Origin of the sequence: Streptomyces sp. NPDC001502 (assembly GCF_042894785.1) — a bacterium.
GTDB lineage: Bacteria > Actinomycetota > Actinomycetes > Streptomycetales > Streptomycetaceae > Streptomyces > Streptomyces kutzneri.
Window position 1 is genome coordinate 393,669 of record NZ_JBIAVW010000006.1, and the last position, 24,785, is coordinate 418,453.

At 72.8% G+C, this 24,785-nt stretch carries 22 protein-coding genes; 11 read left to right on the top strand and 11 right to left on the bottom strand.

Features of this window, described 5'->3' with window-relative positions; translation table 11 throughout:
- Nucleotides 1-39: 39 nt before the first annotated feature.
- Entirely contained in the window at nucleotides 40-810 is a 771-nt protein-coding gene (locus ACFY0D_RS13335; RefSeq protein ID WP_301364580.1) for a DUF4239 domain-containing protein, read from the bottom strand.
- Between the two features lie 1,073 nt (nucleotides 811-1,883).
- Here ACFY0D_RS13335 and ACFY0D_RS13340 point away from each other — a divergent pair.
- Both ACFY0D_RS13340 and ACFY0D_RS13345 read left to right on the top strand, forming a co-directional pair.
- The gene (locus ACFY0D_RS13340) at nucleotides 1,884-2,714 is read left to right on the top strand and encodes an SAM-dependent methyltransferase (RefSeq protein ID WP_390798517.1); all 831 of its coding nucleotides are present in this window, start codon (nucleotides 1,884-1,886) and stop codon (nucleotides 2,712-2,714) included.
- Nucleotides 2,711-4,948, top strand: coding sequence for a putative bifunctional diguanylate cyclase/phosphodiesterase (locus ACFY0D_RS13345; protein WP_390798449.1), 2,238 nt, complete (start codon nucleotides 2,711-2,713; stop codon nucleotides 4,946-4,948). The genes ACFY0D_RS13340 and ACFY0D_RS13345 overlap by 4 nt, the downstream gene beginning before the upstream one ends.
- Before the next feature lie 118 nt (nucleotides 4,949-5,066).
- On the opposite strand, the gene ACFY0D_RS13350 is transcribed toward ACFY0D_RS13345, so the two are convergent.
- Entirely contained in the window at nucleotides 5,067-6,158 is a 1,092-nt protein-coding gene (locus ACFY0D_RS13350; RefSeq protein ID WP_390798450.1) for an FAD-dependent monooxygenase, read from the bottom strand.
- Between the two features lie 105 nt (nucleotides 6,159-6,263).
- Here ACFY0D_RS13350 and ACFY0D_RS13355 point away from each other — a divergent pair, with 105 nt between their 5' ends.
- A complete protein-coding gene (locus tag ACFY0D_RS13355; RefSeq protein ID WP_390798451.1) occupies nucleotides 6,264-6,956 on the top strand; it encodes a TetR/AcrR family transcriptional regulator in 693 nt (230 codons plus the stop codon).
- 49 nt (nucleotides 6,957-7,005) lie between these two features.
- Here the strand turns inward: ACFY0D_RS13355 and ACFY0D_RS13360 are convergent, their stop codons facing one another.
- Nucleotides 7,006-7,884 carry a LysR family transcriptional regulator gene (locus tag ACFY0D_RS13360; RefSeq protein ID WP_390798452.1) on the bottom strand — a complete coding sequence of 293 codons (879 nt, stop codon included), beginning with the start codon at nucleotides 7,882-7,884 and terminating at the stop codon, nucleotides 7,006-7,008.
- A gap of 308 nt (nucleotides 7,885-8,192) precedes the next feature.
- Between ACFY0D_RS13360 and ACFY0D_RS13365 the strand changes: the two genes are divergently transcribed.
- The 4 genes from ACFY0D_RS13365 (at nucleotide 8,193) to ACFY0D_RS13380 (ending at nucleotide 12,445) form a co-directional block, all read left to right on the top strand.
- The gene (locus tag ACFY0D_RS13365; RefSeq protein WP_390798453.1) at nucleotides 8,193-8,897 is read left to right on the top strand and encodes a succinate dehydrogenase; all 705 of its coding nucleotides are present in this window, start codon (nucleotides 8,193-8,195) and stop codon (nucleotides 8,895-8,897) included.
- 2 nt (nucleotides 8,898-8,899) lie between these two features.
- Nucleotides 8,900-10,939, top strand: coding sequence for a fumarate reductase/succinate dehydrogenase flavoprotein subunit (locus ACFY0D_RS13370; RefSeq protein WP_390798454.1), 2,040 nt, complete (start codon nucleotides 8,900-8,902; stop codon nucleotides 10,937-10,939).
- Nucleotides 10,936-11,682 carry a succinate dehydrogenase/fumarate reductase iron-sulfur subunit gene (locus ACFY0D_RS13375; protein WP_390798455.1) on the top strand — a complete coding sequence of 249 codons (747 nt, stop codon included), beginning with the start codon at nucleotides 10,936-10,938 and terminating at the stop codon, nucleotides 11,680-11,682. Before ACFY0D_RS13370 ends, ACFY0D_RS13375 begins: the two co-directional genes overlap by 4 nt.
- 103 nt (nucleotides 11,683-11,785) lie before the next feature.
- Entirely contained in the window at nucleotides 11,786-12,445 is a 660-nt protein-coding gene (locus tag ACFY0D_RS13380; RefSeq protein ID WP_390798456.1) for a hypothetical protein, read from the top strand.
- A gap of 3 nt (nucleotides 12,446-12,448) precedes the next feature.
- Here ACFY0D_RS13380 and ACFY0D_RS13385 read toward each other — a convergent pair whose 3' ends face one another.
- The 3 genes from ACFY0D_RS13385 to ACFY0D_RS13395 are packed head-to-tail and all read right to left on the bottom strand — an operon-like array spanning nucleotide 12,449 to nucleotide 16,244.
- Nucleotides 12,449-12,787, bottom strand: a complete 339-nt coding sequence (locus ACFY0D_RS13385) for a hypothetical protein (RefSeq protein ID WP_390798457.1) — start codon at nucleotides 12,785-12,787, stop codon at nucleotides 12,449-12,451.
- A 10-nt stretch (nucleotides 12,788-12,797) separates the two neighbouring features.
- Nucleotides 12,798-15,230, bottom strand: coding sequence for an ABC transporter (locus ACFY0D_RS13390; RefSeq protein WP_390798458.1), 2,433 nt, complete (start codon nucleotides 15,228-15,230; stop codon nucleotides 12,798-12,800).
- Nucleotides 15,231-15,254: 24 nt separating this feature from the next.
- On the bottom strand, nucleotides 15,255-16,244 hold the full coding sequence (locus tag ACFY0D_RS13395; protein WP_390798459.1) for an LLM class flavin-dependent oxidoreductase: 990 nt from the start codon (nucleotides 16,242-16,244) through the stop codon (nucleotides 15,255-15,257).
- 56 nt (nucleotides 16,245-16,300) lie between these two features.
- Between ACFY0D_RS13395 and ACFY0D_RS13400 the strand changes: the two genes are divergently transcribed.
- On the top strand, nucleotides 16,301-16,792 hold the full coding sequence (locus tag ACFY0D_RS13400) for a hypothetical protein (RefSeq protein ID WP_390798460.1): 492 nt from the start codon (nucleotides 16,301-16,303) through the stop codon (nucleotides 16,790-16,792).
- Nucleotides 16,793-16,870: 78 nt separating this feature from the next.
- Here ACFY0D_RS13400 and ACFY0D_RS13405 read toward each other — a convergent pair whose 3' ends face one another.
- The gene (locus tag ACFY0D_RS13405) at nucleotides 16,871-17,086 is read right to left on the bottom strand and encodes a dodecin (protein ID WP_390798461.1); all 216 of its coding nucleotides are present in this window, start codon (nucleotides 17,084-17,086) and stop codon (nucleotides 16,871-16,873) included.
- 164 nt (nucleotides 17,087-17,250) lie between these two features.
- Here ACFY0D_RS13405 and ACFY0D_RS13410 point away from each other — a divergent pair, with 164 nt between their 5' ends.
- From ACFY0D_RS13410 to ACFY0D_RS13420, 3 genes are all read left to right on the top strand, one after another.
- Nucleotides 17,251-18,513 carry an extracellular solute-binding protein gene (locus ACFY0D_RS13410; RefSeq protein ID WP_390798462.1) on the top strand — a complete coding sequence of 421 codons (1,263 nt, stop codon included), beginning with the start codon at nucleotides 17,251-17,253 and terminating at the stop codon, nucleotides 18,511-18,513.
- Nucleotides 18,514-18,679: 166 nt separating this feature from the next.
- Nucleotides 18,680-19,531: a GNAT family N-acyltransferase gene (locus ACFY0D_RS13415; protein ID WP_351158117.1), complete on the top strand. Its 852-nt coding sequence runs from the start codon at nucleotides 18,680-18,682 to the stop codon at nucleotides 19,529-19,531.
- A complete protein-coding gene (locus ACFY0D_RS13420; protein WP_390798463.1) occupies nucleotides 19,528-20,478 on the top strand; it encodes a lysophospholipid acyltransferase family protein in 951 nt (316 codons plus the stop codon). The genes ACFY0D_RS13415 and ACFY0D_RS13420 overlap by 4 nt, the downstream gene beginning before the upstream one ends.
- On the opposite strand, the gene egtD is transcribed toward ACFY0D_RS13420, so the two are convergent.
- From egtD to egtA, 4 genes are read right to left on the bottom strand one after another with little or no spacing between them, the layout of a single operon-like run.
- Nucleotides 20,361-21,335, bottom strand: coding sequence for an L-histidine N(alpha)-methyltransferase (gene egtD / locus ACFY0D_RS13425; RefSeq protein WP_390798464.1), 975 nt, complete (start codon nucleotides 21,333-21,335; stop codon nucleotides 20,361-20,363). The two genes, ACFY0D_RS13420 and egtD, sit on opposite strands and share 118 nt — an antisense overlap.
- Nucleotides 21,332-22,090, bottom strand: coding sequence for an ergothioneine biosynthesis protein EgtC (egtC, locus tag ACFY0D_RS13430; protein ID WP_390798465.1), 759 nt, complete (start codon nucleotides 22,088-22,090; stop codon nucleotides 21,332-21,334). The genes egtD and egtC overlap by 4 nt, the downstream gene beginning before the upstream one ends.
- Nucleotides 22,090-23,448, bottom strand: coding sequence for an ergothioneine biosynthesis protein EgtB (egtB, locus tag ACFY0D_RS13435; RefSeq protein ID WP_390798466.1), 1,359 nt, complete (start codon nucleotides 23,446-23,448; stop codon nucleotides 22,090-22,092). The genes egtC and egtB overlap by 1 nt, the downstream gene beginning before the upstream one ends.
- The gene (egtA, locus tag ACFY0D_RS13440) at nucleotides 23,445-24,758 is read right to left on the bottom strand and encodes an ergothioneine biosynthesis glutamate--cysteine ligase EgtA (protein ID WP_390798467.1); all 1,314 of its coding nucleotides are present in this window, start codon (nucleotides 24,756-24,758) and stop codon (nucleotides 23,445-23,447) included. Before egtA ends, egtB begins: the two co-directional genes overlap by 4 nt.
- Nucleotides 24,759-24,785: the final 27 nt, after the last annotated feature.

Sequence of the window (24,785 nt, forward strand, 5' to 3'; positions counted from 1 at the left end):
GTCCCCGGTTTGCGGACGGCCCGATCCGAGCGCAATCTCCTAGCCGCCGAGGTCCAGGTGGGGGAACTGGGCGAGGAACGGCTCGGCCGTGGCGGAGATGCCCCGCCCGAACGGCGCGTCGAAGTCCCAGATCAGGAACAGCAGAAACGCGATGAGGGCACTGAACAGGCCCGCCAGCAGCATCTCCCGGAACGACCGCCTGATCTGCAAGGTGAAGATCAGGCCCACGGTCACCAGGGCGCCGACGATCAGCCCGAACCACACCACCCCCGGCATGGTGGCCCCGGCACTCGAACCGCGTGCGCTGCGGGCGTCGTCGACCACCGCGACCTGGTCCACCAGCGGCTGATAGGCCTGCCCCTCGTGGTCGGTCTGCGGCTCGTAGTCGGTGACGTCCCGGCGGATACGTTCCAGCAGCTCCCCGCCGTGCTCGGTGAGCTCGCCGTGGTCGGCCATCCGCTTCCACTCCGTGTCCACGACGTAGGTCACGTACGCGTCGACATCGGACCGGATCCTCTTGCGCACCTCGGCCGGGTAGACCTCGGAGCGGACACTGATCTCGTGCAGGGCCTGGGCCTCCTGGCGCACGTATTCCTGGGCGGCCCCGCGGCCTTCCCAGACGCCGGCGATCGCCAGGCCCAGCACGATCGCGTAGATCACCCCGATCATCATCGTCATGTACTCGATGACGTCCGGGGTCTCGTTCGGATCGTCGTCGTCGCCGATCCTCCTGTGGTTGAAGAAGGCGATGGACAGCACCACGGCACAGGCCGCGGCCATCGCGAGGGACAGGACGAGCCATTCCGACAAGATGACTCCCAATCGGTTACTGGTGGGGCGGAAGAAGCCCTAGCGCGGGCGCAGCGCGACGATCGCGAGCACTGCGGGAGCGGCGGTCATCAAGGTGAAAGTCACCGGCGAGATGTGGTGCTCGACGGGTTTGCGGGCCGCCGCGTGATACGCGGGTCGGGCCACCGGTTTCCGCGGTACGGGTTTCACCTCGGGGGCGGGTGGTGGGGGTGGGGCAGGTGGTGCGGGTGGTGGCGGTGCGGGGGCCCGGACCACACGGGGCGGCGGGGGTGCCGGCTTCGGCGGGGGCGGTGCGGGCAGGACCGACTTCGGTACGGGCTCCGGCGCGGGAGGCGGCGGTGGTTTCGGCGGCGCGGGTTTCGGGGGCGGTGGGGGCTCGGGCGGTGGCGGCGGGGGAGTCGGCTCGGGTGGCGGCGTGGGTTCCGGCGGCTTCGGCGGCGGCTTCGGCGGGCAGGGGGGAGGGGGCGGCGGCGGTGGGCAGTGGGGGTGGCCGTGATGGCCCCCGCCGTGCCCGCCTCCACGGCGTTTCCCGTGGTCGGAGCCCTGGTCGTCACCGTGATGTCCGCCACGCGGGCCGCGTCCGCGGTCGCTGCCGCCGGCCACCGCGGCCACCACGGCGGCGGCCGGGCCGTCGCCGGAGTCGGTCGTCGCGTAGGCGCGGCTATCAGCCACGGCCGGCGTGACGGACAAGGCCGCCCACAGCAGGACCGGGACTGCCAGCAGGCGCCTGGCACAGGCTCTGTTCACCCCGGGAGCATGGGCCCGCGCGCGCCCGGGCACGCGAGGCTCGGCTCCCGGTTCGCCTGAACGGGTGGACTGCCGACCAGAGAGGTTTGAGCCACTCGTGGGTCGGTAGTGTGGTGACTCCGATCGACCCTCGGCCAATTCCCATAAGGGACTTGTCGGTATCGGTCATTCCCTCGTCCGGTGTGGCGGCGCCTTTGGTGTGTGACGAAGAACGGATCGCCAATTTCCGCTTTTGCTCGCCCTGTTGGGAAATGATCAGTACATTCGGCTCGGACAGGAGTCCGACCTCACACGGACGACCGCAGGACCAACGCTTGGAGACCCCGATGGAGCGCCCCGCCTGGGCCCCGCCAGGCATCGACATATCGGTGCCGAGCGTGTCCCGCATCTATGATTACTACCTGGGCGGGTCCCACAATTTCGAGGTCGACCGCCAGACGGCTCGCCGCGCCATGGAATTCATGCCGGGACTGCCCAAGATCATGCAGGCCAACCGGGCATTCATGCGCCGCGCCGTCCGGCACGCCGTCGCCGAGGGCGTCACGCAGTTCCTCGACATCGGCTCCGGCATCCCCACCTTCGGCAACGTCCACGAGATCGCCCAGGCCGCCACCCCGCAGGCGCGCGTCGTCTACGTCGACCACGACCCGGTGGCCGTCGCGCACAGCCGGGCCGTCCTCGCGGGGGACGACCACAGCGACATCGTCGCCGCCGACCTGCGCAAGCCCAAGGAGATCCTGGCCGCCCCCGAGGTCGGCCGGCTGCTCGACCTCGGCCGCCCGGTCGCCCTCCTGCTCGTGGCTGTCCTGCACTTCCTGGAAGACACGGACGACCCGTACGCCGCCGTCGCCGAGCTGCGCGACGCGCTGGCCCCCGGCAGCCTCCTGATCCTCACGCACGCCTCGTACGAGGGGATCCCGCTCACCCAGGAAGCCGCCGCCGGCACCGTGGGCGTCTACCGGGACATGCGCAACCCCCTCGTCATGCGTACCCGGGAACAGATCGGCGGCTTCTTCGAATGGTTCGAGATGCTGGAGCCGGGCCTCGTGTCCATGCCCGACTGGCGGCCGGACCGGCCCGACGACGGCGACGACGGCGAGACACCGGAAGACCCCTACGCCTTCTCGGGCTTCGGCGGCGTGGGACGCAAGGCGTGAGACTTCCGGCACAGACGGCGGGGGCGCCGAAAGTAGCCGCGGCACCGACCGCGGCACCGGCCACCGGGTCCGCGGCGGCCCCGCACGGCGGCATCGAGGACCGGATCGCCCGCTTCGCCACGATCTGGGGCCGGGCGATCTTCCCGGTCACGGCGACCTCGCTGACCCGCACCGAGTTCGAACGGCACCTCGTACCCCTCACCCGGACGCTCACCGAGGCCCTGCACGCCCGGCCCTTCGACGCCTCGGTCGCCCAGCAGGTGGGGGCGGAACTCGTCGCCGTGCACTGCACCGACCCCGAGGCCCTGGCCGGCACCCTCGGCGTGATCGAGTCGTACCTGGTGCTCTACTGCGGCCCGGACGGACCCGAGGGCTCCGGCGTCGAGGGCACCGAGGAGTACCGCTCCCGCTGCGCCCGGCTCCAGCACGCCATCGCGGCGGGATACGCCCGCGCGCTGCGCGAGCGCACCCTCAGGGAGCAGGAGGCCATCGCGCGCTCCGCGCTGACCGCGCGCACGGACGCGCAGCAGGCCCTGCACGCGAGCGAGGAACGCTTCCGGGCGGTCTTCGAGGGCGCGGCCGTGGGCATCGGCATCGCCGACCTCGACGGGAACGTCCTGGAGGTCAACGACGCCCTGCTGCAGATGTTCGGCGGCCTGGAGGGGCACGTCCGCAGCCGCAACGTCAGCGAGTGGGGACACCCCGACGACACCCCGCACGTCTGGCGGATGTACGGCGAGCTGGTGCGCGGCGAGCGTGAGAGCTACCGCGTGGAGAAGCCGTACTACCGGCACGACGGCACCGTGCTCTGGACCAATCTGACGGTGTCGCTGCTGCGCGACGCCGACGGGAAACCGCAGTACCAGCTGGCGCTGATGGAGGACACCACCGAACGCCGGCTGCTGAACCTGCGCCTGCGCTACGAGGCCACCCACGACGCCCTGACCGGCCTGCCCAACCGGACGCTGTTCTTCGAGCGGCTGGAGAAGGCCCTCGGCGGGGCCGGAGGCGACCGCTACGGCCTGTGCTACCTCGACCTCGACGGTTTCAAGGCGGTCAACGACAGCCTCGGGCACTCGGCGGGGGACCGGCTGCTGGTCGAGGTCGCCGACCGGCTGCAGAGCTGCGCGACCGGCCCCGGCGAGGTGGTCGCCCGGCTCGGCGGTGACGAATTCGTCGCCCTGACCACCGGCTCCGACACCGAGGAGAAGGTGACCGACCTCGCGGTCCGCATACTGACCGCCCTGTCCACACCGATCCGGCTGGAGGGCCGGGAGCTGACGGTCCGCGGCAGCATCGGCATCGTCGAGGGCCGGGCCAAGGAACGCACCCCGGCGGAGGTGCTGCGCAGCGCCGACATCACGATGTACCGGGCCAAGGCGGCCGGCGGCAACCGCTTCGAATTCGCCGACGCCGAGGCCGACGCCCGCGCGATCACCCGCCACGGCCTGACCAACGCCCTGCCCGCGGCGCTGGAACGCGGCGAGTTCTTCATCGAGTACCAGCCGCTGGTCCACATGCGCGACGGCAGCGTGCACGGGGCCGAGGCGCTGGTGCGCTGGTCGCACCCGCAGTACGGGGTCCTCGGCCCGGACCGGTTCATCCCGCTCGCCGAACGGACCGGGCTGATCGTGCCGCTCGGGCGCTGGGTGCTGGAGGAAGCCGTCCGTCAGGCTCGCATCTGGCAGCGCCAGCACGGAGGCGCGGCTCTGCGGATCAACGTCAACCTCTCACCGACCCAGCTCCACCACCCGGGCCTGGTCGCCGACACCGTGGCGGTGCTGGAGAAGTCCGGCCTCGCCCCGGGCGCGCTGTGCCTGGAGGTCACCGAATCGGCCCTGATAGGGGCCGACGACGAACTCCTGGAACCGCTGCGCCGGCTCGCCGCCCTCGGCGTGGACATCGCCCTCGACGACTTCGGCACCGGCTACTCGAACCTGGCCAACCTGCGGCGGCTGCCGGTCAGCGTCCTGAAGCTCGACCGCTCCTTCACCCAGGGAATGCAGCAGCAGCCCGCCAACCCGGTCGACGTCAAGATCGTGGAGGGGATCGTCGCCCTGGCGCACAGCCTCGAACTCGCCGTCACCGTCGAGGGAGTGGAGACCGGAGCCCAGGCCGCCCAGCTGCGCGCCCTCGGCTGCGACACCGCTCAGGGCTGGTACTACGCCCGGCCCGGGGCCCCGGACCGCATCCACACCCTCTCCCTCTCGGACGCGGTGCCCACGCCCTCCTGACGTCCGCCGCCGGGAGCGCCGGGCGGCGCGGCTGCCCGGCGCCGGAGCCGGAATTCCCGGGCCGCGAGCCCCGGCCGCAGGCCGGCCGGCGGCGGCCCGGGGTCGGCCGGGGGCCGCCTCAGGCTCCGGCGCGCGGCTCGCTCCGGCTCATGCCGACCTCCGTCCCGCGACCGGGGGTCCGCACGGCCTCCACGACCCGCTCGTACCGCTCCGCCGTGTCGGCCAGGACGTCGGCGACCACGGGCAGCCGCTCCGCCTCGTACGCGTCGAGCACCTCCTCACCGCCGGGCCCGGTGAGTGCCACGGCCAGCGTCCGTGCGAGGGCGGTGGCGTCCTGGATGCCGGTGTTCATGCCGAGCCCGCCGGCTATGGGCTGCACGTGCGCGGCATCCCCGGCGAGGAAGACCCGCCCCTCCCGCAGCCGCGTGGCCATCCGGATGTTGACCCGCCAGGCCGAGATCCACGTGGCGTCGGCAAGCCGGATGCCCGGAACCCGGGCATGCCGGTCGAAGAGCCGCTGGAAGCTCTCCAGGGAGGGCGGCAGCGGCTCACCCTGCTCGTCCCGCTCGGGCGAGGCCTGCAACTGGAAGCTGTCCGTCCCCGGCATCGGGCAGAGGAGCATTCCATTGCCGTCCGAGGTGAACCACTGGTGCCAGACGTCCCGGCTGAGCCCGGGCGCCCGGACATCCCCGATGACCATCGCGGGTTCCTCCTGGCCGTTCCCCTCGAAGGGGATGCCGAGCAGCTTGCGCGTGGTGCCGCGCCCGCCGTCGCACCCGGCGAGATAGCGGGCTGCGATCACGGTGCCGTCCGCCAGCTCCGCGCGCACCCCGGATGCGTCCTGGGTGATCGCGGTGAGCTCCGATCCGTACTCGACCTGCACTCCGAGCCCGGCGAGCCGGTCGCGCAGGGCCGCTTCGATCTGCCACTGCCCGATCAGCAGGCCGGCGTCGGTGGGGGTGTCGTTGACGTGCTGTCCGTCGAAGTACTTGCGCAGGACCACGCTCCTGCTGCCGGTGGCGGCCAGGGTGTCGAGCACGCCGAGCTCCTGGAAGACGTCGAGGCTGCCCGGCAGCAGCCCCTTGCCCCGGGACTCGTGGTGCGGTTCGGTGCGCCGGTCGATGACCCGCACGGCGAATCCGCGCAGTGCCAGGTCGCAGGCGAGCGTCAGTCCGGTGGGACCCGAGCCGGTGATCAGTACGTCGGTCATGGGATGTCCTCTCCTCGTCGATGTCTCAAGGAAAGCGGCTCCCGCCAGAAAAAGCAACCCGGTTACAAAAATAACCCGGTCACGCATCCGTGGTACGCTGTGCGCATGGAGAACACGACGGGTCTGCGCGAGAACAAGAAGCTCCGTACGCGGCACCGACTGGCGGCGACGGCGCTGGAGCTCTTCCTGGAACGGGGCTTCGATGCCGTGTCGGTGGCGGACGTCGCGGCCGCGGCCGAGGTCTCCAAGCCCACCCTCTTCCGGTACTTCCCGAGCAAGGAGGACCTCCTGCTCGACCGGTTCGCCGACCACCAGGACGAGGTGGCGCGCATCGTGCGCGAGCGGCCCGCCGGCCGCACGCCGGTGGGCGCCGTGCACGCGCACTTCCTGGCGGCGCTGGCCGAGCGGGACCCGATCACCGGGCTGTGCGACCACCCGAACGTGATGGCCTTCCAGGGGCTCGTCTACAGCACCGCCAGCCTCAAGAGCCGGCTGAGCCGCTACACCGACCGCGAGGTGGAGTTGCTCGCCGCCGGGCTGGAGGCGGAGTCGGTGGCGCCGCTCGCCGCCCGCCTGGCCGCGATGCATCTGGTGGCGGTCCGGCACGAGTTGGGCCGGGTGAACTGGCGGCGGATCGAATCCGGGCAGAGCGCCGACGAGGCCCACGCGGCCGCGGTGGCCGATGCCGATCAGGCCTTCGGGATGCTCGCCGAAGGCCTCGACAAGGCCCTGCCGGCAGGCCCCGCCCAGGCGTCCGCCCAAGCCCAGGCCCAAGCCCAAGCCCAGGCCCTGAAATGACCGTCCGCCCCGCCCGGCCCGCCCCGCCCGGGGCCCCGCCGCGGCGGAGTCAGCCGGTCAGTACGCGCTTCAGCTCGCGGGCCGCGCGCGGCGGAGCCACGTCGGTGCGGTGGGCCAGGGCGATCGTGCGACGCAGCGGGGAGCCGGCCAGCGGGGTCACCCGCAGGCCCGGACCGGCGCGGTCCGCCACCATCGCCGGGACCACCGCGATACCGAGCCCCGCCCGGACGAAGCCCAGGACCGCGTCCATCTCGCCGCCCTCCACGGTGAAGACCGGCTCGAAGCCCTCCGCCCGGCAGGCCGTCACCGTGAGCTCCCGCAGGTCGTAGCCGTGCCGGAACATCACCATCGGCTCGTCCCGCAACCCCGGGATGGTCAGCTCGCCGCCCCCGCCGGGCGCCGGCCGTTCCGCCGAGGAGACCACCACGAGGTCTTCCGTCAGCAGCTCCACCGTGGTCAGGGCCGGTGCCGAAGGGGGCAGCGGCAGCGCGATCAGGGCCAGGTCCAGGGCTCCGCGCGCGAGTTCCCGTACGAGGTCGAGCGAGCCGCTCTCCTCGATCAGCAGCTCGATCCCGGGATGCGCGTCGTGGAAGGCCCGCAGTACGTCCGGCAGCAGGCCCGTGCAGATGCTGGGAGTGGCGCCGAGCCGGACACGGCCGCGCCGGAGCTGCGCCAGTTCCTGCACCTCCAGCCGCGCGGTGTCCGCGTCCGCCAGGATCCGGCGGGCCAGCGGCAGCAGCGTCTCACCCGCGTCGGTCAGCGTGATGTTGCCCCGGGCCCGGCTGAACAGCTCGGCCCCGAGTTCCCGTTCGAGCGCCCTGATCTGCTGCGAGAGCGAGGGCTGGGCCACGTGCACGCGCTCCGCGGCCCGGGTGAAATGCCGGGTCTCGGCGACGGCCACGAAGTACAGAAGCTGCTGGAACTGCATACGCCCAGGCTAGGGGGTGCCTTGGCCAGGCTAGGGGGTGTCTTGGCGATCAGGGCGGGCTCGCGGCGCCCGGCACCGCGCCTCGCCGCGTTGTCCTCGGCCGGCGACGCTCCGCGTCGCCTCCCTCGTCCGCCGTGCGAGCCTTCCCCTCGGCCCTGTCGGGCCTGGGGAGACCCCATGGCACCGGCCACCGCTCCCTGATCCGGCCTGATCGACACGACACCCGCGCCCTCGATAGTTACCGTCTATCGATATCAGCTCCATCATGTCTTGGACCTTTCGGGACCCTCGTCCGTACCGTCGAGGACATGGTTCTGGCAACGCGGACGGATCGACGGCCGTCCATCGCACGCACGATCTGGGACTCCTCCGTCGGCAAGAAGTCCGTGATGGCCGTGTCCGGCCTGATCATGCTCGGCTACCTCGTCGTGCACATGCTCGGAAACCTCAAGATCTTCTTCGGGGCCGACGAGTTCAACGGCTACGCCCACTGGCTGCGCACCCTCGGCTCGCCCTTCCTGCACCACGAGTGGGCCCTGTGGCTCGTCCGCGTGGGACTGCTCGCCGCGGTCGTCGCCCACGCCGTGTCCGCGTACCAGCTCAGCCGCCGCGACATCAAGGCCCGCCCGGTGAAGTACGCCCACAAGCGCCGCCGCGCGAGCTACGCCACCCGCACCATGCGCTGGGGCGGCATCATCCTCGGCCTGTTCATCGTCTGGCACCTGCTCGACCTCACCACGCTCACCGTCAATGAGCGCGCCTGGTCCGGCCACCCGTACGAGAACGTCCTGTCCACCTTCTCCACCTGGTACGGGAACACGATCTACATCGTGGCCATGGCCGCCCTCGGACTGCACGTCCGCCACGGCTTCTGGAGCGCCGCGCAGACCCTCGGCGCGGGCAGCGCCCGACGCGAGCGGACGCTGAAGTTCCTGGCCAACGGCCTGGCCCTCGTCCTCTTCGCCGGCTTCGTGTCCGTCCCCGTAGCCGTCATGACCGGAGTGGTGAACTGACCATGAGCGCACACCAGCACGACCGCGATCAGCACGCCCACCAGCAGGACCTCCACCAGCAGGACCTCCACCAGCAGGACCCCCACCGGCAGGGCCCTCACTACGCCGCATACACCACCGGCGACCCCGTCTCCGACGCCAAGGCCCCCGAAGGCCCGATCGCGGACCGCTGGGACCGCCGCCGCTTCGAGGCCAAGCTCGTCAACCCGGCCAACCGCCGCAAGCACACCGTCATCGTCGTCGGTACCGGCCTGGCGGGCGGAGCGGCCGGCGCGACACTCGCCGAACAGGGCTACCACGTGGTCCAGTTCTGCTTCTCCGACTCCCCGCGCCGCGCCCACTCCATCGCCGCCCAGGGCGGCATCAACGCCGCCAAGAACTACCGCAACGACGGCGACTCGGTGCACCGTCTCTTCTACGACACCGTCAAGGGCGGCGACTTCCGCGCCCGCGAGTCCAACGTCCACCGCCTCGCCCAGATCTCCGTGGAGATCATCGACCAGTGCGTGGCCCAGGGCGTCCCCTTCGCCCGCGAGTACGGCGGCCTCCTCGACACGCGCTCCTTCGGCGGCGTCCAGGTCTCCCGCACCTTCTACGCCCGCGGCCAGACCGGCCAGCAGCTCCTGCTCGGCGCCTACCAGGCACTCTCCCGGCAGATCGCCGCCGGCAACGTCGAGATGCACGCCCGCACGGAGATGCTCGACCTGATCGTCGTGGACGGAGTGGCCCGCGGCATCGTCGCCCGCGACCTGATCACCGGCGAGATCTCCACGTACTACGCCGACGCCGTGGTCCTGGCGAGCGGCGGCTACGGCAACGTCTTCTACCTCTCCACCAACGCCATGAACTCCAACGCGACCGCCGTCTGGCGGGCGCACCGGCGCGGCGCGTACTTCGCCAACCCCTGCTTCACCCAGATCCACCCCACCTGCATCCCGCGCACCGGCGACCACCAGTCCAAGCTCACCCTCATGAGCGAGTCCCTGCGCAATGACGGACGCATCTGGGTCCCCAAGGCCGAGGGCGACACCCGCGCCGCAGCCGACATTCCCGAGGCGGAGCGCGACTACTACCTGGAGCGGATCTATCCCTCCTTCGGCAACCTCGTGCCCCGCGACATCGCCTCCCGCGCCGCGAAGAACGTCTGCGACGAAGGCCGCGGCGTAGGCCCCGGGGGCCAGGGCGTCTACCTCGACTTCGCGGACGCCATCCGCCGCATGGGCCGCGACAAGGTCGCCGAGAAGTACGGCAACCTCTTCGAGATGTACGAGCGGATCACCGCGGAGAACCCGTACGAGGTCCCCATGCGGATCTACCCCGCCGTCCACTACACGATGGGCGGCCTGTGGGTCGACTACGACCTCCAGACCACCGTCCCCGGCCTCTTCGCCATCGGCGAGGCCAACTTCTCCGACCACGGAGCCAACCGCCTCGGCGCCTCCGCGCTGATGCAGGGCCTCGCCGACGGCTACTTCGTGCTCCCCTCCACGATCAACGACTACCTCGCCCGCCACCCCCACCAGGACACCGTGGACGACAGCCACCCCGAGGCCGCGGCGGCGATCCGCGAGACCCGCGACTGCCTGGCGAAACTCCTCGCCGTCGACGGCGACCGCACCCCCGATTCCTTCCACCGCGAGATCGGCGAACTGATGTGGGAATACTGCGGCATGGCCCGCAGCGAGGAGGGCCTGCGCAAGGCGCTCGACCGCATCCCCGAGATCCGCGAGGAGTTCTGGCGCCGGATCAAGGTCCCGGGCAGCGGCGAGGAGTTCAACCAGTCGCTGGAGAAGGCCAACCGCATCGTCGACTACTTCGAACTCGCCGAGCTGATGTGCCTCGACGCACTCCACCGCGCCGAATCCTGCGGCGGCCACTTCCGCGAGGAGTCCCAGACCCCCGACGGCGAAGCGGCCCGCCGCGACGAGGAGTTCGGATACGCGGCCGCCTGGGAGTACCAGGGCACCGGCGCCGCCCCCGTCCTGCACAAGGAAGACCTCGTCTTCGAGTACGTCCACCCCACCCAGCGGAGCTACGCATGAAGCTCACCCTGCGCGTCTGGCGCCAGCGCGACGCCGACGCCCCCGGTCACATGGCCTCCTACGAGGTCGACGGCATCTCGAAGGACATGTCCTTCCTGGAGATGCTCGACACCCTCAACGAGGGCCTCATCCTGCGCGGCGAGGACCCGGTCGCCTTCGACCACGACTGCCGCGAGGGCATCTGCGGCGCCTGCAGCCTCGTCATCAACGGCGACGCCCACGGCCCGGAACGCACCACCACCTGCCAGCTCCACATGCGGTCCTTCGCCGACGGCGACACCATCGACGTCGAGCCGTGGCGGGCCGCCGCCTTCCCGGTGGTCAAGGACCTCGTCGTCGACCGTGGCGCCTTCGACCGGATCATCCAGGCCGGCGGCTACATCACCGCCCCCACCGGCGCCGCCCCCGAGGCGCACGCCACCGCCGTGCCCAAGGCCGACGCCGACTTCGCCTTCGAGCACGCCGAGTGCATCGGCTGCGGCGCGTGCGTAGCGGCCTGCCCCAACGGCTCCGCGATGCTCTTCACCTCCGCCAAGGTCAACCACCTGAACGTCCTCCCGCAGGGCTCGCCGGAGCGCGAGACCCGGGTGCTGGACATGGTGGCCCGCATGGACGAGGAGGGCTTCGGCGGCTGCACCCTCACCGGCGAATGCGCCACGGCCTGCCCGAAGGGCATCCCGCTGCCGTCGATCGCCGCGATGAACAAGGAGTGGCTGCGGGCCGTGCGCAAGGGCCCCCGCTGAGCCCGGGGTCCAAGGCTCCCGCCCCTGCGCCGATCGGCTGACCGGCACGGCCCGTACCGCGCCGTGTCCCGGCGCCGCCCGGGCCGTGGGGGACAGTGGCGCCATGCCAGAAGCCCCCTCCGGGTCCGGACCGCGTCGCCGAGCCGTACTGGCCGCCGCCCTCGTCCCGCTGGCCGGGGCCGGAGCCGGGTGCTCGGGCGGGGAAGCCCCGCGCCCCCCGGCACCCGGTGCGCCGGCCGGACCCAAGGACGCCCTGGTCATGGTGATCCGGCACGCGGAGAAGCCGTACGCCGGCGGCGCCGGCCGGGACGAGGAGGGCGAGGACGACCCCGGTTCGCTGGCCGGCCGCGGCTGGCGCCGGGCCGAGCGCCTCCCGCGCCTCTTCCCGCCGGCCCCCGGCTCCTCGCTGCCCCGCCCCGCGGCGGTCTTCGCGGCAGGCGGGAAGGGAACCGCCGCTCCCGCGCGGTGCAAGCAGACGGTGGCGGCGCTCGCCACCGCCCTGCGCACCCCCGTCCGCGCCGAGTTCGCGGTCGGCGCCGAAGCCGCCCTCGCGCAGGCCGCGTTGGCCGCTCCCATGCCCGTGCTCGTCTGCTGGGAGCACAGCGGGATCCCGCGCCTGATCCGGGCCCTCGGCGCCCACCGGATCCCCGGAACCCCGGCCACCTGGCCCGACCGGCACGACCTCGTCTGGATGTTCACCCGCCGCCAGGGCCGGTGGAGCTTCCGCGAACTGCCACAGCACCTGCTCCCGGGCGACGTCTGAGCCTCACCAGCGGAACAGTTCGTTCCCGGAGGCGTCCTCGACGGTCGTCAGGCTGCCGTTCGCCCAGACCACCAGCATGTCCGCGCAGTACTGGAGCTCGAAGGGCTCGTCGGGCGCCCGGGTGCCGGACCAGGGCCGGGCGCGGTCCGCCGAGCCGACGGTGATCACGGTGACCTTCTCGCCCGGCTCCAGCCATATTTCCGAGGCCCAGGGTTCGAGGATCAGCGACAGCGGGTTCCGCCCGTCGTTCGTCACGGGGAGCCGCGCGACCGGCCCCGCCGGAGGTACGGCGGCGGGCGCCTCCGCCGCCGGAGCCGGTTCACTCCGGCGTTTCCACAACATGCCCGGCAGCCTATGCCTGCCCCGCCTCCCCGTCGCGGCCGGACCCGAGGGCGCGCGCCAGGTACGGGGCCGTACGGCTGCCCGTCGCGGAAGCCACCTCCCGCGGCGTACCCGCGGCGACCACCCGGCCGCCCGCCGTGCCACCGCCCGGACCGAGGTCGATCACCCAGTCCGCGCCCGCCACCACCTCCATGTCGTGCTCCACGACCACCACCGAGTGCCCCGCGTCCACCAGCCCGTGCAACTGCCGCAGCAGCACCCGCACATCAGCCGGATGCAGCCCGGTCGTCGGCTCGTCCAGCAGGTACAGCGTGTGGTCCCGGCGCAGCCGCTGCAGCTCCGTCGCCAGCTTGATCCGCTGCGCCTCGCCGCCCGACAGCTCGGTGGCCGGCTGCCCCAGCCGCAGGTAGCCCAGCCCGATCTCCTCCAGCGCCCGCAGGCTGCGCGCCGCCGCCGGAACCTCCGCGAAGAAGGCGGCCGCCGACTCCACCGTCAGGCCCAGTACCTCCGCGATGTTCAGGCCCTCGTACCGGACCTCCAGGGTCTCGGCGTTGTACCGGGCCCCCGCGCACTCGGGGCACGGGGCGTACGTACTCGGCAGGAACAGCAGCTCCACCGAGACGAAACCCTCGCCCTGGCAGGTCTCGCAGCGGCCGCCCGGCACGTTGAAGGAGAACCGGCCCGCCTTCCAGCCGCGCGCCCGCGCCTGCGGAGCCGCCGTGAAGAGCTTGCGCACCACGTCGAACAGCCCGGTGTACGTGGCCAGGTTGGACCGGGGCGTCCGGCCGATCGGCTTCTGGTCCACCTCCACCAGCCGCCGTACGGGGAAGTCCGCCTCCGCGAGCCGCTCGCCGACCTCCCGGGCCAGCACCTGGCCCACCAGCGTGGACTTGCCCGACCCCGACACCCCGGTGACGGCCGTGAACACCCCGAGCGGGAACTCCGCCTCCAGCTCCCGCAGGTTGTGCCGGTCCACCCCGGTCAGCCGCACCGCCCCGGTCGCCCCGCGCACCTGCCTTGGGGCCGTGGCGGGCTCCCGCGCCGCGAACAGGTGCCGGGCCGTCGCCGACCCCGCCACCCCGGCCAGGTCCTGCGGCGGCCCGCTGTGGAGCACCTGCCCGCCGTGCTCCCCGGCCAGCGGGCCCACGTCCACCAGCCAGTCCGCGTGCCGCACCACGTCGAGGTGGTGTTCCACGACGAAGACCGTGTTCCCGGCCTCCTTCAGCCGGTCCAGTACGCCGAGCAGCGCCTCGGTGTCGGCCGGGTGCAGCCCCGCCGACGGCTCGTCCAGTACGTACACGACCCCGAACAGCCCCGAGCGCAGCTGCGTCGCCAGCCGCAGCCGCTGCAGCTCGCCCGCGGACAGGGCCGGCGCGGTCCGGTCCAGGCTCAGGTAGCCCAGCCCGAGCTCGGTGACGGGCCCGATCCGGAAGCGCAGGTCCTCGGCGAGCACCCGCGCCGCCTCCCCGTCCAGGGACGCGGAGGCCAGTACGGCGTCCAGGTCGGTCAGCGCCAGTGCCGCGAGCTCCGCGATGGTCCGCCCGGCGAAGGTCACGGCGAGGGCCTCCGGCCGCAGCCGCCGCCCCTCGCACACCGGGCACGGCGAGTCGGCGAGGAACTTCTCGGCGCGGGCCCGCAGGGTGGCGCTCTTGCTGTCGGCGAAGGTCCGCATGACGTACCGATGGGCGCTCATGTACGTACCCTGGTAGGGCCGTTGGATCCGCTCGGCCTCCCGCACCGGGTGCACGGTCACCACCGGCTGCTCCTCGGTGAACAGGATCCACTCGCGGTCCTTCGCGGGCAGCTCCCGCCAGGGCCGGTCCACGTCGTGGCCGAGGGTGTCCAGGATGTCCCGCAGGTTCTTGCCCTGCCAGGCGCCCGGCCAGGCGGCGATCGCACCCTGACGGATCGACAGCCCGGGGTCGGGGACGAGGAGCTCCTCGCTGGTGCGGTGGATCCGGCCGAGCCCGTGACAGGACGGGCAGGCCCCGGCGGCGGTGTTGGGCGAGAACGCGTCGGAGTCGAGCCGCTCCGCACCCGGCGGATAGGTCCCGGCCCGGGAGTACAGCATCCGCAGGGAGTTGGACAGCAGGGTCACCGTGCCGACCGAGGAGCGTGAGCCGGGGGAGGAGCGCCGCTGCTCCAGCGAGACGGCCGGCGGCAGCCCGGTGACGGAGTCCACCTTCGGCGCGCCGATCTGGTGGATCAGGCGGCGGGCGTACGGGGCCACGGACTCGAAGTACCGGCGCTGGGCCTCGGCGTAGAGCGTGCCGAAGGCGAGCGAGCTCTTCCCGGAGCCGGACACCCCGGTGAACACGGTCAGCGCATCGCGCGGGATGTCCACGTCGACGCCGCGCAGATTGTGCTCCCGGGCGCCCCGGACCCGCACGTAGGGGTCGAGGGACGTGGGGGGAGGGGCGGGGGTACCGGCGGCCTGATGCATTCGTCCTATTTTAGAGGCTTGCCTTCAGAGGCCCGCGATCCGGGCCAGGCGTGCGTAGGAGTCCAGCAGCGCCGTGCGGTCGTACGTGGAGGTGGTGACCAGCAGTTCGTCCGCGCCGGTCCGGTCCGCGACCTCCGACAGTTCCGCCGCCACCCGGTCCTCCGTGCCGTGGACGTGGCCGGCGAGGGCGCCCTCGTAGAGCTCGCGCTCCTTCGGGGTCATCTCCAGCGCCTCGATCTCCTGCGCCGGGCGCAGCGGCGGGAAGCTGCCCCGGGTGCGGGAGTGCGCGAGGGCCCAGGCCTCCGGGACCAGGATGCGGCGGGCCTCTTCCTCGGTGGCCGCGACCGCCACCGTGCCCGAGACCACGACGTACGGCTCCACCGCCCGGGCGGAGGGCCGGAACTCCTCGCGGTACGCCCGGACGATCTCGCTCACCCGGCCGCGGGCCCGCAGGTCGCCCACCACCAGCGGCAGCCCGGCCCGGGCGGCGATCCCGGCGCCCTCACCGGTGGCCAGGACGTAGGCCGGGATCCGCAGCCCTTCGGCGGGGCGGGCGTGTACCTCGGGGTGGGCCCGCTGGGTGCCGTCGAGCCAGCCCAGCAGTTCGGCCAGCTGTTCCTCGAAGCGGTCGGCGTCGCCGGTGTCGCGGCCCAGCGCCCGCCGGATGCCGCCCGTGAAGCCGACCGAACGCCCGAGGCCCATGTCGATCCGGCCGGGGAACAGCGACTCCAGGACACCGAACTGTTCCGCCACCACCAGCGGCTGGTGGTTGGGCAGCATGACCCCGCCCGTGCCGACCCGGATCCGGTGCGTCGCTCCGGCGACGGCGGCGGCCAGCACCGTCGGCGCCGAGCCCGCGACACCGGGCACGCTGTGGTGCTCCGAGACCCAGAAGCGGTGGTAGCCGAGTTCCTCGGCCGTCCGGGCCAGCTCCACGGTGTCGCGCAGGGCCTGTGGGGCCGGGTGGCCCTCGCGGGTGCGCGACCGGTCGAGTATCGAGAGTTTTCGGATCACACAGGACTCAACGTCCGGCGGCCCGGGGGATTCCCCGGCTCTCTTAGGCTGGCGGGATGAGTGAGCACACGTCCCGGCCGCTGGCCGTCTTCGACATCGACAACACCCTGGCGGACACCGGTCATCGCCAGCACTTCCTGGAGCGCCGGCCCCGGGACTGGACGGGCTTCTTCGCCGCGGCCCCGGCCGATCCGCCGCTCGGGCGCGGGGTCGCGCTGGCCGTGGAGAGCGCGGCCGACTGCGAGGTGGTGTACCTGACCGGGCGCCCCGAGCGGTGCCGCGCGGACACGCTCGACTGGCTCGCCCGGCACGGTCTGCCCGAGGGGCGGCTGTTCATGCGCGGCAACCAGGACCGGCGCCCGGCCCGCACGACGAAGATCGAGGTGCTGCGGCGGATCTCCCGGGGCCGGGAGGTGCGGATGCTCGTCGACGACGACGAGCTCGTCTGCCAGGCCGCGCGCGCCGCCGGATTCCGGGTGGTCCTGGCCGACTGGGCCGCGGACGCGCCCGAGCTGCTGTCCGCCCAGGAGGTCGACGGACGGACGTGAGGTGACCGGGGGCTCGGCTATCGGAGGCCAGAGGCCAGGGGCCAGGGGCCAGGGGCCAGGGGCCAGGGGCCCGGGTGCTCAGTCCTCGCCCTCAAGGCGGAAGCCGACCTTGAGCCCCACCTGGTAGTGGGCGATCTCCCCGTTCTCGATGTGGCCGCGTACCTGAACCACCTCGAACCAGTCCAGGTTCCGCACGGTCTGGCCCGCCCGGGCGATCCCGTTGCGGATGGCCTGATCGATGCCCTCGTCGGAGGTGCCGACGATCTCGGTCACCCGGTACGTGTGATTGGACATGGAGGTCTCCCGACAGTGGGTGGCTTTTGCCTGGTTCTACGGTGCCCCAGTAAGTCCGGGTCCGCGAACTTTGGGTGAACAGTCCCGAGCGAAAGGCCCTTGACCGGCCTATTGGTCTATGCCAATTTCGAGCCATCTGAGACCGAGCCCAGAAGGTGACCCTCTTGAAGATGCGCTTGCTCGCCGTCTGCACCGCCCTCGCGGCCGCTACCGCCCTCACGGGCTGCAGCCGGTCGGCCGACCCGGCCGGAGGGTCGCACAAGGTCACGCTCTGGCTGATGAAGGGCAGCGCCTCGGAGGACTTCATCGGCAAGTTCACCGCGGACTTCGAGACGGAACACCCCGGCATTGACCTGGACGTCAGGATCCAGGAGTGGACGGGCATCGGCGACAAGGTCAACGCCGTCCTCGCGGGCACGAGCAAGGAGAGCGCCGACGTCATCGAGGTCGGCAACACCCAGGTCGCCAAGTACATCGAGACCGGCGGCCTCGAAGAGCTCACCCTCGAAGGCCTGCGCGCATGGGGCAGCAAGGACTGGCTGAAGGGCCTCGCCGACCCGGGAACCATCAACGGCGCCCAGTACGGAATCCCCTGGTACGCCGCCAACCGGGTGGTCATCTACCACAAGGACCTCTTCGCGAGCGCCGGCATCAAGACCCCGCCCAAGAACCGCCAGGAGTGGATCCAGGCCACCCAGAAGCTCGACAAGGGCGACCAGCAGGGCATCTACCTCGCGGGCCAGAACTGGTACGCCCTCGCCGGCTTCATCTGGGACGAGGGCGGCGAACTCGCCGTCGAGACCAACGGCAAGTGGGTCGGCGCGCTCGACGACGACAAGGCCCTGGCCGGCATGGACTTCTACAAGCAGCTCCAGGCCCTCGGCGACGGCCCCGAGGGCGCCGACGAGGAGACGCCCCCGCAGTCGCAGGTCTTCGCCCGCGGCCAGGTCGCCCAGATCATCGCCCCGCCCGGCCAGGCCGCCGAGATCGAGGCGGCCAACCCCGCCCTGAAGGGCAAGCTCGGCTTCTTCCCGATCCCCGGCAAGACCTCCGACAAGCCGGGGGCCGTCTTCACCGGCGGCTCCGACCTGATCATCCCGGCGCGGACCGGACAGCGGAAGGGCGCCGTGGACGTGATCACGGCCCTCGTCAGCGAGAAGTGGCAGACCGAACTCGCCCGCACGATGAGCTACGTACCCAACAAGACCACCCTCGCGCACGTCGTCGACGGCAACGAGGGCGCGGCGGCCATGGCCCCCGGCGCCGCCCAGGGCCGCGCCACCCCCACCTCCGCCCGCTGGGCCGAGGTCGAGGCGAAGAACCCGATCAAGCCCTTCATGACGGCCGTGCTCACCGGCCGGGACCCCAAGCAGGCCGCCCGGGCCGCCTCCGAAGAGATCGGCAAGGTCCTCAGCTCCGACCGCTGAGCCGGTGCCCCGGCCACCGCCGGGACGGGGGTACCGCCGAGTTCAGCGTCCGCACATCCAAGGGCCGCTGAGCGGTCATGTCGAATCCAGCCGGTCACGGAAGAAGTAAAGGAGCCAGGCCACGCACCTGCGGGCCTGGCCCTCCGTGCCCGGATCAGGAGCCGCCATGACGATCGCACCCCTGTCCCCGTCCCCCCTCCCCGCCTCGGCGCCGGCCCCCTCACCCGCGCCCGCCACCCGCCTCGCCCCCGTCAGGGCCCAGGCCGCGGCACCCGGCGCGCCCTCCGAAGGACCGCGCTACGCCGTCCGCCTCGCCCGCGACGAGGACGAGGTGCGCGCCGCCCAGCGGCTGCGCCACCAGGTCTTCGCCGGGGAGCTCGGCGCCCGCCTGGACGGGCCCGAGCCCGGCCTCGACGCCGACGCCTTCGACGCGTACTGCGACCACCTCCTCGTCATCGACGAGGAGACGGAGCAGGTCGTCGGCACCTACCGGCTGCTGCCCCCGGAACGCGCCGCTGTCGCCGGCCGCCTCTACTCCGAAGGGGAATTCGACCTCTCGGCCCTCGCCCCCATCCGCCCCGACCTGGTCGAGGTCGGCCGCTCCTGCGTCCACCCCGACCACCGCAACGGCGCCGTCATCGCCCTCATCTGGGCCGGCCTCGCCCACTACATGGACCGCACCGGGCACAACTGGCTCGCCGGCTGCTGCTCGATACCGCTGGCCGACGGCGGGGTCCTGGCCGCCGCCACCCGCGAGACCGCCCTCACCCGCAGCCTCGCCCCCGAGGAGTACCGGGTCACCCCCCACCTCCCCTGGAGCCCCGAGGGCATCACCTTCCCCGACCGCATGGAGCTGCCCCCGCTGCTGCGCGGCTACCTCCGCCTCGGTGCCTGGGTGTGCGGAGAGCCCGCCCTCGACGCCGGGTTCGGCTGCGCCGACCTGTACGTACTGCTCTCCCTGCGCCGCACCAACCCGCGCTACCTCAAGCACTTCCGCTCGCTCGTCCCGGGCGCATGAGCGTCTGGCTGCCCACCTCGCCCTGCACCCCCGAGGCCTGCGCCGGGCACGAGGGGGACACCGCGAGCGTTCCCCGGGCGGTGCTCAGACTCACCGCCGCCGTCGCCCTGATCCTGCTCGGGATCCTGGGCGCCCCGCCGGTCCGGCTGCTGCCGGCCGGCCCCCGGCACCGAGTGGTACGGGCCTGGTCCACCGCGCTCGTACGGGCCTTCGGCATACGGATCACCGTGCACGGCAGCCCGGGGCCGGGCGGCGGCCGGCTCCTTGTCGCCAACCACATCTCCTGGCTGGACATCCCGCTGGTGGCCGCCGCCCTGCCCTGCCGGATGCTGGCCAAGAGCGACATCCGGGCCTGGCCGGTGCTCGGACGCCTCGCCGGACAGGCCGGCACCCTGTTCATCGAACGCGACCGGATCCGCGCCCTGCCCGCCACCGTCGAGGCCCTCACCGGCGCCCTGCTGGCCGGGGACCGGGTCACCGTCTTCCCCGAGGGCTCCACGTGGTGCGGGCGGGCCCAGGGCACCTTCCGCAGGGCCGCCTTCCAGGCGGCCCTGGACGCCCGGGTCCCCGTACAGCCCCTGCGGCTCACCTACCTGCGGTGCGACGGGAACCCGGCCGGGGCGCCCGCCTTCGTCGGGGACGACCCGCTGACCGCCTCGCTGTGGCGGATCGCCCGGGCCCGCGGGGTGCGGGCCGAGGTCAGGCTGCTGCCGCGGATCCCGCCGGGCCGGTACGCGCACCGGCGGGACCTCGCGGCAGCGGCTCAGCGGGCCGTCGCCGGCGCCTGGACCGGCCCCACCGACCCGAACCCGCTACCGGGCATTCCCGCTCAGCCGACCGCGCCGTCGGCGACCGACAGGGACAGCGCGAACCGGCCCGCCGCGTCCGTCCACCACTGGGTCAGCTCCAGCCCGGCCGCCGCCAGCTCCTTGCGCACGCCCTCCTGACGGAACTTCGCGGAGACCTCCGTCAGGATCTCCTCACCCGCCGCGAACGGCACCACCAGATCCAGGGCCCGGATCTTCACCACCAGTTCCGACCGGGCCCGCAGCCGCATCTCGATCCACTCCTGCTCCTTGTTCCACACCGCCACGTGCGCGAAGTCGGCCGTGTGGAAGTCCGCCCCCAGTTCCCGGTTGATGACCGCCAGCACGTTCTTGTTGAACTCGGCGGTCACCCCCCGCGCGTCGTCGTACGCCGCCACCAGCACGGCCTCGTCCTTCACCAGGTCCGTCCCCATCAGCAGCGCGTCCCCGGGCGACAGCATCGCCCGTACGGACGCCAGGAACACCGCCCGCTCCGGCGGCAGCAGATTCCCGATCGTGCCGCCCAGGAACACCACCAGCCGGGGCCCGGGGGAGTCCGGCAACTGCAGCGCACGCGTGAAGTCGGCCAGCAGGGCGTGCACCCGCAGCCCCGGATGCTCCGCCAGCAGCGTCTCGGCCGCCCCGCGCAGCGCGCTCTCGCTCACGTCCACCGGCACGTACGTGTCCAGCGCGGGCATCGCCTCGATGAGGTGCCGGGTCTTCTCCGAGGACCCGGAACCCAGCTCCACCAGGGTGCGGGCGCCGCTCTCGGTGGCGATCTCCCGCGCCCGCTCCAGCAGGATCTCCCGCTCCGCGCGCGTCGGGTAGTACTCGGACAACCGGGTGATCTCCTCGAAGAGCTCACTGCCCCGCGCGTCGTAGAACCACTTGGGCGGCAGGAGCTTCGGCGTGTGCGTCAGCCCGTGCAGCACATCCGTGCGCAGCGCCGTCTCCGCGGCGTGCTCGTCGAGTGTCCGGGTCAACCGAAAGTCGTTCACAGGGAGTTCTCCTTGAGCGGGGTCAGTTCGACCCTGGTGCGGGTGGCGGTCAGCAGGGTCCGGTCGGGCACTTCGCGCCACCGGGTGTCGTCGTCGTACGGCTCGGAGGCCACCACGGTGCGCCGCCGCTCCGCGTCGGCCAGGTACCAGAGCGAATCGCCCCAGGCCGTCGCGGCGATCGTGACGCCGTCCGTGAGCAGCAGGTTCAGCCGGGAGCCGGGAGCCGCCGAAGCCAGGTCACGGACCGGCTCGGCGAGCGCCGTACCCAGGTCGTCCCCGGCCCGCAGCCGGTGCAGGACCAGCGCCCAGACCAGCGCCGAGTCCGTGCGCGCGGCCAGCCGGAGCAGTTCCGCAGGTGGCAGCCCGGCCGCGAGCGCGGCGGCGGACCCGGGCCAGTCGCGCACCGAGCCGTTGTGGCTGAACAGCCACGGCCCGTCCGCGAACGGCGCGGCGGCCGCCTCCCCGTCGGCCCCGGGGGCCGTGGCGTCCCGCACAGCGGCCAGCGCGGCCCCGCTGCGGACCACCCGGGCGAGATCGGCGAAGGTCAGGTCGCCCCAGATGGGCCCGGACCGCCGGTAGCGGGCGGGCACCGGGTCCCCCTCCGCGTACCAGCCGATGCCGAAGCCGTCGGCGTTGACCGTCCCGGACACTTGGCGGCGCGGTTCCCAGGACTGGCGCACCAGCGAGTGCTCCGGCTCGCTCAGCAGCTCTCCGAGCGCCACCACCGGTCCCAGATAGGCGAGGTGACGGCACATCAGACGTCCCTCGCGGTCCGGAAGCCGGAGAAGATCTGCCGCCGCACCGGAAGGTCCCAGTTGCGGAAGGTGCCCCGGCAGGCCACCGGGTCCACGGCGAAGGAGCCGCCGCGCAGCACCTTGTGCTCCGGGCCGAAGAACACCTGCGAGTACTCCCGGTACGGGAAGGCCCGGAAGCCCGGGTACGGCAGGAAATCGGAGGAGGTCCACTCCCACACGTCGCCGATCAGCTGGCGCACCCCCAGCGGGGAGGCCCCGGCCGGGTAACTGCCCGCGCGCGCCGGGCGCAGGTGCCGCTGCCCGAGGTTGGCGTGCGCGGGGGTCGGGTCGGCGTCGCCCCACGGGTAGCGGGTGGACCGGCCGGTCGCCGGGTCGTGCCGGGCGGCCTTCTCCCACTCCGTCTCCGTGGGCAGCCGCCGCCCCGCCCAGCGGGCGTACGCGTCCGCCTCGTACCAGCTGACATGCAGAACCGGTTCTTCGTCCGGCACCGGTTCGATCACCCCGAAGCGGCGGCGCAGCCACTGGCCGGCCTCCCGGTGCCAGAACAGCGGGGCCTCGATGGAGTGCTCGCGGATCTGCTCCCAGCCCGGCGCCGCCCACCAGCGCGGATCGCGGTAACCGCCGTCGGCGATGAACGCCAGGTACGCGGCATTGGTCACGGGAACCGTGTCGATCCAGAAGGGCGCGGTGTCCCGGACGTGCGCCGGGCGTTCGTTGTCCAGCGACCACGGCTCCGCGGAGGTGCCCATCGTGAACGGGCCCCCGGGGACGAGGACTTCGGCGGCGGGTGGCGGATCGTAGGCGCCGTCCGGTTCCGGGGCGGTCAGCACGGGCGCGCCCCGCCGGAGCTGATGGGTGATCAGCATGGTCTCGTCGTGCTGCTGCTCGTGCTGGGCGATCATCCCGAAGGCGAAACCGTCGTCGAGGAGCGTGCTGCCCTCCAGTGGCGTCCGCTCCAGCAGGTCGAAGACCCGGCCGCGCACCTCGGCCGCGTACCGGCGGGCCTCCGCGGGTCCGAGGAGCGGCAGCTTGGGCCGCTCGGCGCGGGGGTGCTGGAAGGCGTCGTAGAGGGGCTCGATCTCGGGGCGCATCGACGCGCGTCCGGCGACGCGCTGCAGCAGCCAGAGCTCTTCCTGGTTCCCGATGTGCGCCAGGTCCCAGACCAGCGGCGACATGAGCGGGGAATGCTGGGCGGCGAGGTCCTCGTCGGTCACGGCGTCGGTCAGGCCGGCCGTGCGTATGCGTGCCGCGGTCAGGGCGGCGGCCGCCCGCTCCCGCAGGCGGGAGTCGGAGTCGGAGTCGGAGGACGAGGCGGGGGAGGGGGAGGAGGGGGCGGCGGGGGGAGATCCGGTGGTCATCGGCGGGCCTCTTTTCCGGTGAGCACCTGTGTGGACCAGTCGTCGGCCGGACATCGGCCGCGCAGTACGTAGCGTTCGGTGAAGGCACCGACCGTGTCCCGGACGTGCGTGCTCGCGCCGAGCCGGGGCAGGGCCTCGGCGGCGGCCCGGAAACAGGCCTTCGCGGACGCCCGCAGCTCCGGATCGGTCAGAGCGTGCCGGGCCGCCGACCGCCAGAGCGGGTTGCGGGGCGCGGGGTGCGTGCCGTAGGAGTCGGCCAGCCCCTTGGCCACCCGGTACGCGGTCTCGGCGGCCTCCGGATCGTCGAACAGCGCGTGCACGACGGCCACCGGGACCAGCCAGCCGTCGTCGCCGGACTGCGCGTCGATCATCCGCAGCTCCAGGTGGCCGCGCGGCCGGACCGGCGGGAAGAGCGTGGTCAGGTGGTAGTCCAGGTCCTCGGCGGTGGGCGGCCGCAGCGCGGGGTGCCCGCCCGTGCGCAGCCAGTCGCGGAAGGTCGTGCCGGGCGGGGTCTCCCACGGGCCGTCGTCCTCGTACGACCGGACACACATCACCTCGGTGTCCAGGGCCTGCCGGGTCCACGCGGTGCGAGGTTCCGCGTCCAGGGGCGGGGCGAGGGCGCGCCGGGTGTCCAGGTCGCTCCAGATCCCCTGGCGGGCGCAGCGCCAGCCGGCGTACGGGCCCTCGTCGGCGGGGGAGTTGGCGAAGGCGGCCACCAGAATCGCACCCAGCAGGTGCGCCAGCCGCCAGCGCCGGCCGTGGCCGAGCACGCCCGGCTCGTCGTAGCCGGCGTCCACGCAGACCTGCACGGAGGCGGAGGCGCACATCATGGCGCGACCGGCCGGGCCGGTGCGGTCGAAGTAGGCCTCCATGGCGTCGTAGCGCGGGCTGTTCAGCAGCCGGCGGTACGGGCGGCGGGGATCGCGGCCTACGCCGCGCAGGACCAGGCCCTGGGCCAGCAGAGCGGCGCGTACGGCGGTGAGGTCGGCCTGCAGGTCGTCCACGCAGCCGCTGAGGGAGGTGGCGGGGGCCGAGCTGAGTTCGAGCTGGCCGCCCGGTTCGACGGTCACCCGGGAGTGCAGGGGCAGGGCGCGGGCCGCGGTGTGGGCGGCCCGTAGCCGCTCGGGAGGCAGGGGCTGCTCCGGGCGCTCGGCGTCCAGGACGAGCCATTCGAGCTCGGCGCCGAGGAGGCGGGGCGGGCCGGTTTTGAAACAGATGCCGTGGATCAGGTCCTCGGCCTGCTTCTCGCTGATCGAGGGCACGGGGGTCGGGCCGGGCGCGGGTGGGGGAGCGGATGGGTCCTGGGACATGACCGGGTCCTCGTCTCCTGTCGTCGG

Coding starts and splice junctions, on each gene's coding strand:
- ACFY0D_RS13340 (WP_390798517.1), top strand. CDS start 1,884: ATGGAGCGCCCCGCCTGGGCCCCGCCAGGCATCGACATATCGGTGCCG.
- ACFY0D_RS13350 (WP_390798450.1), bottom strand. CDS start 6,158: ATGACCGACGTACTGATCACCGGCTCGGGTCCCACCGGACTGACGCTC.
- ACFY0D_RS13355 (WP_390798451.1), top strand. CDS start 6,264: ATGGAGAACACGACGGGTCTGCGCGAGAACAAGAAGCTCCGTACGCGG.
- ACFY0D_RS13360 (WP_390798452.1), bottom strand. CDS start 7,884: ATGCAGTTCCAGCAGCTTCTGTACTTCGTGGCCGTCGCCGAGACCCGG.
- ACFY0D_RS13365 (WP_390798453.1), top strand. CDS start 8,193: ATGGTTCTGGCAACGCGGACGGATCGACGGCCGTCCATCGCACGCACG.
- ACFY0D_RS13370 (WP_390798454.1), top strand. CDS start 8,900: ATGAGCGCACACCAGCACGACCGCGATCAGCACGCCCACCAGCAGGAC.
- ACFY0D_RS13375 (WP_390798455.1), top strand. CDS start 10,936: ATGAAGCTCACCCTGCGCGTCTGGCGCCAGCGCGACGCCGACGCCCCC.
- ACFY0D_RS13380 (WP_390798456.1), top strand. CDS start 11,786: ATGCCAGAAGCCCCCTCCGGGTCCGGACCGCGTCGCCGAGCCGTACTG.
- ACFY0D_RS13385 (WP_390798457.1), bottom strand. CDS start 12,787: ATGTTGTGGAAACGCCGGAGTGAACCGGCTCCGGCGGCGGAGGCGCCC.
- ACFY0D_RS13390 (WP_390798458.1), bottom strand. CDS start 15,230: ATGCATCAGGCCGCCGGTACCCCCGCCCCTCCCCCCACGTCCCTCGAC.
- ACFY0D_RS13400 (WP_390798460.1), top strand. CDS start 16,301: ATGAGTGAGCACACGTCCCGGCCGCTGGCCGTCTTCGACATCGACAAC.
- ACFY0D_RS13405 (WP_390798461.1), bottom strand. CDS start 17,086: ATGTCCAATCACACGTACCGGGTGACCGAGATCGTCGGCACCTCCGAC.
- ACFY0D_RS13415 (WP_351158117.1), top strand. CDS start 18,680: ATGACGATCGCACCCCTGTCCCCGTCCCCCCTCCCCGCCTCGGCGCCG.
- ACFY0D_RS13420 (WP_390798463.1), top strand. CDS start 19,528: ATGAGCGTCTGGCTGCCCACCTCGCCCTGCACCCCCGAGGCCTGCGCC.
- egtC (WP_390798465.1), bottom strand. CDS start 22,090: ATGTGCCGTCACCTCGCCTATCTGGGACCGGTGGTGGCGCTCGGAGAG.
- egtB (WP_390798466.1), bottom strand. CDS start 23,448: ATGACCACCGGATCTCCCCCCGCCGCCCCCTCCTCCCCCTCCCCCGCC.
- egtA (WP_390798467.1), bottom strand. CDS start 24,758: ATGTCCCAGGACCCATCCGCTCCCCCACCCGCGCCCGGCCCGACCCCC.